The organism is Vibrio satsumensis (assembly GCF_050337435.1).
Lineage (GTDB): Bacteria > Pseudomonadota > Gammaproteobacteria > Enterobacterales > Vibrionaceae > Vibrio > Vibrio satsumensis.
In genome coordinates this window covers 205,620-212,726 of record NZ_JAKJSX010000013.1, presented here as the reverse complement: position 1 = coordinate 212,726, position 7,107 = coordinate 205,620, and the positions used below count along the sequence as shown (strand labels likewise).

The following is a 7,107-nucleotide window of genomic DNA, read 5'->3' as shown; positions in this document are numbered from 1 at the left end:
GGGTTTGAGTTGAGGAAGAGTTTGACATAGTCGCTCCTAACGCTCTCGATTGTTCTGTTCCTTTAGACCAATCTAGTTGACCATGTTTGCGAAGCCAAACTAAAACGGTAGAGCGACCTTGGATCCCATAACGTTCTTGAGCTTGCTTATAAGTCATTTCGCCTTTTTCAACTTGGCTTACGACTGACAATTTAAAGGCAAGAGAATAATCTCGTTGAGTACGTCTACTTGTTGTTTTCATGACACTCTCCAATTTCATGTTGGAAATGTGTCAACCATATTTAGGACGGTACAACGCTACAAAAAAGAGCACATAACGTGCTCTTTTTTGTATTTTAATTTGCTCTAGCTCACTAAGAGAAGGTGTATTTCAGAAGACTTGTTCATCGTCTGCATCAATCGAAAGGTGAATTCTGTCTCTTACTTCATCTACCTGCATGTCGAGGTGAATGGCATTGCAACATGCAGGGCAATCGTCATAAAAATCTTGGCTCCCATTAGAAGCATCGAGCGTTATGCTGATTGCATGCCCACAGTGGGGGCAGGAGACATGTTTCTCTGTGTATTTATGCATGGCGAATTCTCCTCACTGTAACTTGTAACAATCGTAGTAGCTTGAATAGATCGTAATAAATAGCAATATCGAACATTGCAACTTATATCGACCGCAGTCGCTAGCTGTGATTGATATTAAACGGCCTGTATCTTCTGAATGCATGCTTCAGTTTGTGCTAAATATTCGCCGCCAAATTGATTGCAGTGGTTAAGAAGATGGTACAAGTTGTAAATGTCTTTCCGATCAGTATAGCCAACGTCGAGTGGATTGACGCTCTGGTAACCTTCATAAAACTCTTTTGGAAACCCTTCAAACAATTCCGTTAACGCCAAATCACATTCATGATCGCCCCAATAACAAGCAGGGTCATAACAGATTGGCCCAAAGGCTGAATTTGCGACGTTGCCATTCCAGAGGTCCCCATGAAGCAAAGAAGGGCGAGGGTTGTGGCCTGCAAGACGCATATTCACCACATCAACGATGTCATTGATGTCACCGAATTCGATGCCTTTTTCTTTTAGCAACTGGAGTTGGAAACCAATGCGCTGCTCAGAAAAAAAACGGCCCCATTTCTTATGCCAAGGGTTAGGTTGAAGTGTACTGCCGATATAGTTGTCTTGGTCGCAACCGAACTCTTTTTGCTCCCCCCACAGATGAAGGCGAGCAAGCTGGACCCCGAAATCAAAGCTGTTATTACCCGTTTCAAGTGGCTTGGTTGGCAAGTAATTGAGGATAATGAAAGAGCACTCTTTGGTTTTACCAATCAGTACCAATTCGGGAACATAAACGGTGGAAGTCTCTCTTAGCAAACGCAAGTTTTCAGCTTCAATTTCAAACTTAGGTAAAAATTCTCGCTGGTTCACTTTCACAAAGTAACGTTCATTACCATCGCTGATCATATAGCAATCGTTAATGTCGCCACCGGAAACCTTAGTACGTTCAGTAATCTGAAAGTTAAATAGAAGAGTATCTGAAAGTTGTTGAGAAATGGCCTGCCACATAGGAAATCCTCAAGGACTGAAAGTTAAAAAAATCAAAGTTAGAAATACTGTTTGTTTAATAGCAATAGTTTAGGATAAATCTGAGCAATTTATAGACGCACTCGTCAATGTTCTTATCTCTGGTTCAGCTTATGCCGAATCAATTACTCAATTTGTGAACTCAAACTAATTCAAGATATTTGAAATACAAACAGAAATTACCAATCAGACGTCATAAATTGTTTGGAGCTGGTATCACAATGGAAACGGTTTTGAACCCTTCAAACTGGAAAAGTCGAGGGAGCTTGCTATTGTCTACGCACCAACATAAATGAGCTTTTAAAGAAAGTGGATAGGACTCTTGTTAACTATCGCTATTGTTAACTAGCGCAGTACATTAATTAAAAGTTTGTTTTAGACTTTGTTAGGCGTTCACTTACTTATAGCTTAAGCGGGCTGGTATGACACATAGAGCCATATTGATTTAAATTTAAGCTGAAATACTAACTAGGATCATTTTAATACGGTTTTTGGTAATAAAGTGATGACAAACCGCTTCATTTACATAGTATTAAGCAAGTACGTATTAATCTGCTCTTGAGCTTAAAACGGAGATTTATTGTGGTTGTAGAAACCGATGGCTATTTGGCTCTTATCGAGCACTTATCATTTAATCTGGATGTCTTTACCAATAGTAATGGCGATACAGGCAATGAGAGTGTTGAAGACATCATCACTGACATGATTTCAACAAACATCATGGCTATTTTTGAGCAAAATCCAGAGTTGCATTCGAGTGTTCGTTTTCAACTCTTGAAAGAAGCCGATGCTGTGGTTGCCGATTTAGGTGAAGTGTTAGCGGGGGTTTGGGCGAAGAAAGCGACCAACGAGCAAATTGTATTTCTAGATGAGTACATCGCGCTCGTGAAGAACCTATTTGACACGGCTGTCGCCAAGTACGACTAACGGTCTATTTCCTCGCTAGCCCATTAACTACGATGATCTAGGCGTTTAAGCTACACCTTAAAAAGTGACGTTGTTTGGCGGTTAATCTATTAAGCTGTTATAAACGCCTAAAGTGCCAAAACTTAGACGCCCAATAAGGGTTATCCAACCTCGATATAATGACACCCTTTGATGTCGAAGCATGTAGGAATTGATTATTTCCTAAATACACGCCTACGTGTCGCACTGTCATCGAAGTTTTGAAAAACACCAAATCACCACTTGTTGCCTGTTCATACGCAATTTCTTTTCCCTTTTTACTCTGATCTTTTGTGGTTCTCGGTAGAGCTTGTTGTGTCGCATTTTGAACGGCGATTTGAACAAAAGCGGAACAGTCTACGCCTCGAAATGATGTCCCACCAAAATGATATGGCACACCTTTCCACTGTTCATATACACTCATATATGCATTGGTAGTCAATTGCTCTGACTTTGATAAGGGTTTTTGAGCGGTTTGACTAAGTTGAGAAGGGGAGGGAGTCGAGCTACAAGCAGCCAATGTTGCCAAAGTTATTGTAACTACAGCCATTTTTCTGAATTTCATATGTAACTCTTCTGACAAAAAACTGAAATATAAATGTCACCAAGGACTTCTAGTATACGGACTAACTTAAGGATATCTCTTTTCGTAGTCAAATTGGATTTCACATGCCCGACACAAATTTATCAATAAAACCCTCACGTTATACATTTTCGCTCATTCAAACTGTCACCGCTGTATTTATTTCCATTCTTTTACTCGTTAGTTTTTTGTCAATGGTTAGTATTCGGGGAGTTGAGCGAGTCGGAGAACATTTTGATGCACTTTCAGAACAAGCATTACCCCTTGCTCTACATAACGCCGAATTAACGCAAAGCGTATTAGAACAAGTAAAACTTCTCACTTACAGCACCCAATCAACCGACTTAGATACACTGAATGCCACAAGGGGCTCAATTGTTCAACTCGCAACAGAGAGTAATACCACGCTAGAGGAACTCCTTTTTATCTCCCAATCTTTTCCTGAAGCGATCTCTTTAGAGCAACAACAAAACCTTATCGATGACATGACGCAACTGCAAAACATGACCAACACGGTACTGCTAGCGCAAATTGAGATTCAAAGTAAGCAAAATATCATCGACAGTAAAATGGGCGAGTTCCGTTATGGCGTTGGATCTATCGGACCAGAAATGAATCGAATCAGCTCGTTTTTGGTTGAAGACAACCCGGAAGCGAGTGATGCTGCGAATCGATTTACGTCCAGTGCGTCTGCGATGGCGAACACCTTTTTGATGTTGATGATGCAATCTGACATTGATAAAGCACACGATGAATATCGTCAACTCAGAAATCGAATTGCGGGCCTTAACTTGGCTTACGGTGACTTTGCTGATTGGCACCCAGACATCGCCGAGTTCGCAAGCCTAACCGCACCTTATGAAATGGTAAAAGAAGGCTTCACGGAACAAGGCGTTATCAAGCAAATCCTATCGAAACTCGAACTGGTTAAACAGCAAGAGCAGAACTTAACGCAAGTGATTACCTTAGCAAATACCGTTATCAGCACACTGAATCAATTGTCTTCTACAGCTTCCCAACTGATTGATGAAAGCGAGCTCGTTGTAAATCAAACCATCATCAATATCGATAGTGTGCTGTTTATCAGCGGGCTGGTGATTGCCGTAATCATTGCGATCTCATGGTTCGTATTACGTCGTTGGATGAATAAAGGGCTTAAAAACATTACCCAACAATTAAGTTCACTTGCCGATCACGACTTCTCCAAACAAAGTGAACTGTTGGGACCTCTGGAGCTGCAAGTTATCACTTCGAAACTCAATACAGTCGTAGATTCAACCGCTGACTCGGTTCGTTTGGTAACGCGTAACTGTGAGACGCTTTATCAAACAGCTGAAGTGAGTCATGACGCCGCAGAGCAAACAAATTCTAGCTTGAATGAGCAGAACGAATCACTTCAGAATATGATAACTACGATTACTGAACTTGAAGCATCCATTGGTGAGATTGCCCGTATCTCTAACGCATCGAACGACGATGCACAAATAGCAGAAGATGAGTCAGTGAATGGCAGCCAAGTGGTTGGCCTTAACCAGCAACGATTACAAGCGCTTGAGCAATCTCTTAGCCTGAATCAAGAATCGATGACGGACTTGGATATTCGCGTTAAACAGATTCGTGAAATGGTTGACGTGATCAGTGGTATTGCTGAAAACACTAACTTACTCGCATTGAATGCCGCAATAGAAGCAGCGCGAGCAGGAGACCAAGGCCGCGGGTTTGCAGTGGTTGCCGATGAAGTACGAAAACTGGCGAGTGGTACCTCCCAGCAAACCACTAATATTCGTAATATGATGAACGAATTGGTGGCGGCGGCTGATCGCTCACGAGCTTCTGTAACGGAATCGCGAAGCGAAATGGCGAATGCGCTGGACACCAGCGGAGATGTAAAACAGGCCTTCGAGAAGATAGAGTTCGCGGTTAGCCAGATCAAAGGGCGTGTTGAACAAATCATGGTCGCTACTGAGCAGCAAGCACGAGCGACTGTCGATGTAACGCATTCAATCACCCGAGTATCTGAGCAGGGTGAGAATACTAAGCTGCAACTTGAATCTATGATCGAGAGTTCAGAACAAGTCGGAGAGATAGCAGGGAACCAACAAGCCATGCTTCACAAATACGTATTGAAGTAAACGAACGTGCACAGGAAAACGAGTGTGCGGAGTTAAGCTAAAAAGCACAACAGTTGAAGAACTAGCTACGCTTATATCCCTATCGATACAGAAACACCCTTAAATTCCGACATGAATCTAAGGGCGTTTTTGTCTAGATATAGGTTTGAGTTTAATATCAGCTTGAGCCACAAACGAGTTTGAATCTAGTCTTTCGTTGTCGGGAATTGTGCAAACGGCTGACGCAACATCAAGTCCAACCGTTGCTCTTTACCATCTTGAATCTCGGGAACACCAATATTCACCTTATCGTGGCCAAGCTTGGGTTGAGCGCGGTAAGTCTTAAACCAGATGTCCCACACAGATAAAAAGAAGCCAAAGTTTGAGTGGGTTTCTTTAACAATGATCGAGTGATGAACGCGATGCATGTCTGGTGTCACTATCACTTTTCTTAATTGCTTATCAATCCATAACGGAAGACGTGCATTACTGTGGTTAAACATCGCACTGGCATTAAGAACAATTTCAAATATCACGACCGCAATGACAGGGACACCAAGCGCGATCACCAAACTCACTTTAATCAGCATCGAAAGGATCATCTCAATAGGGTGAAAGCGCGTTCCGGTAGTGACATCGATATCTAGGTCTGCATGGTGAACTCGATGTAACTTCCATAACCAAGGAACACGGTGGAACACCAAATGCTGCAGGTAAATAGCGCAATCTAAGAGCAATACACAGACCAGAATGGTCAGTTCTTTCGGAAGTGACAGGGTATTGAACAAACCCCATTGGTTTTCTTGTGCGATAACCGCCGCTTGAAATGCTGCGATAGGAATGAGAGTGGCCAATAAAAAGCTATTCAAAGCAACCAGAGCGAAGTTGTTCGCCCAACGAAACCATTTGCTTTGAGTGAGTGTTTTACGTGGAAAACGGGATTCCCAAAGTGCACACAATCCAAAAACGACAATAAAACAAACAAGGCGAAGCAGTGATGGGTCTTGCATGGGAATTCCTTCTATCATTCTAAGGACACTGTAAGTACAATCGTGCCACTTTTCTAGATTTATCGTTATTGTCCATGAGAATCCACGCTTTTCACCGTTTATATCAACACCGTTTATCCATTGCTACCAAACCGTTTAATGCGCGCGGGTGTAAAGTCGTGCGATGTGAATTCTGTAAAATCAAGCAAGACAGCTGTATCTGTGAACATCAACCAGACGTAAATACGAACGTCGCGACCATGTTGATCTTATCGGACAACGAAATACTCAAACCAAGTAATACCGGCCGTTTAATCCTTGATACCGTTAAAGATAACTATGCCTACCTTTGGCACCGCACTGAGCCGAATCAAGAGATGCTGGATGTGCTGAAAGACGACAAGTATCAGCCTGTCATTGTGTTTCCTGAAGACTACACAGATGACAAAACGCGAGTAGTTCAAGACTTGCCACAAATACGTGACCCAAATAAAAAGCTGCTGCTGATTTTCATCGATGGAAGTTGGCGTGAAGCAAGACGTATCTTCCGTCGTTCAGAATATCTACAAGGTTTACCTGTGTTATCGATTGAGCCTGAATCAGTTTCTCAATACATGATGCGTAAGTCAGACAACGAACAACACCTTTCTACTGCAGAAGTCGCGAGCTTAGTATTAAAGCAAGCGGGCGAAGAGCAGGGCGCCAAGACTTTACAGCTATGGTTTGAAGCATTTCGCGAAAGCTACATGCTAAGCAAGACGCGTTATAAGTCAGATCTGACCAAACCTAGCCTGAACGCTTTCATAGAACACAGTAAAAGTGAGACTTCACTCTAACCTTTAACCGCTTTGTGCTGACTTGTTGTTCAAACAGACTCGATCACGAGATAAGTTTGTTATCTATC

The 7,107-nt window shown here is 42.3% G+C and carries 7 protein-coding genes and 1 pseudogene; 3 read left to right on the top strand and 5 right to left on the bottom strand.

Annotation, left to right across the window (positions count from 1 at the left end):
- From L4C44_RS17900 to L4C44_RS17890, 3 genes and pseudogenes are all read right to left on the bottom strand, one after another.
- A pseudogene (locus L4C44_RS17900) lies at positions 1 to 241 on the bottom strand (IS3 family transposase); the annotation flags it as partial.
- Positions 242 to 370: 129 nt separating this feature from the next.
- Complete coding sequence (locus tag L4C44_RS17895; protein WP_060982030.1) at positions 371 to 574, bottom strand: CPXCG motif-containing cysteine-rich protein; 204 nt, start codon at positions 572 to 574, stop codon at positions 371 to 373.
- A gap of 116 nt (positions 575 to 690) precedes the next feature.
- Positions 691 to 1,557 carry a fructosamine kinase family protein gene (locus tag L4C44_RS17890; RefSeq protein ID WP_428805501.1) on the bottom strand — a complete coding sequence of 289 codons (867 nt, stop codon included), beginning with the start codon at positions 1,555 to 1,557 and terminating at the stop codon, positions 691 to 693.
- Between the two features lie 600 nt (positions 1,558 to 2,157).
- Here L4C44_RS17890 and L4C44_RS17885 point away from each other — a divergent pair.
- Entirely contained in the window at positions 2,158 to 2,502 is a 345-nt protein-coding gene (locus L4C44_RS17885) for a DUF3802 family protein (protein ID WP_048665016.1), read from the top strand.
- A 97-nt stretch (positions 2,503 to 2,599) separates the two neighbouring features.
- Here the strand turns inward: L4C44_RS17885 and L4C44_RS17880 are convergent, their stop codons facing one another.
- Positions 2,600 to 3,085, bottom strand: a complete 486-nt coding sequence (locus L4C44_RS17880; RefSeq protein ID WP_327783823.1) for a C40 family peptidase — start codon at positions 3,083 to 3,085, stop codon at positions 2,600 to 2,602.
- 104 nt (positions 3,086 to 3,189) lie between these two features.
- Between L4C44_RS17880 and L4C44_RS17875 the strand changes: the two genes are divergently transcribed.
- A complete protein-coding gene (locus tag L4C44_RS17875) occupies positions 3,190 to 5,235 on the top strand; it encodes a methyl-accepting chemotaxis protein (RefSeq protein ID WP_428805500.1) in 2,046 nt (681 codons plus the stop codon).
- 185 nt (positions 5,236 to 5,420) lie between these two features.
- Here L4C44_RS17875 and L4C44_RS17870 read toward each other — a convergent pair whose 3' ends face one another.
- Positions 5,421 to 6,224 carry a sterol desaturase family protein gene (locus L4C44_RS17870; protein WP_428805499.1) on the bottom strand — a complete coding sequence of 268 codons (804 nt, stop codon included), beginning with the start codon at positions 6,222 to 6,224 and terminating at the stop codon, positions 5,421 to 5,423.
- 68 nt (positions 6,225 to 6,292) lie between these two features.
- On the opposite strand from L4C44_RS17870, the gene L4C44_RS17865 reads away from it, so the two are divergent.
- Complete coding sequence (locus L4C44_RS17865; protein WP_428805498.1) at positions 6,293 to 7,039, top strand: tRNA-uridine aminocarboxypropyltransferase; 747 nt, start codon at positions 6,293 to 6,295, stop codon at positions 7,037 to 7,039.
- The last annotated feature ends 68 nt before the right edge of the window (positions 7,040 to 7,107 follow it).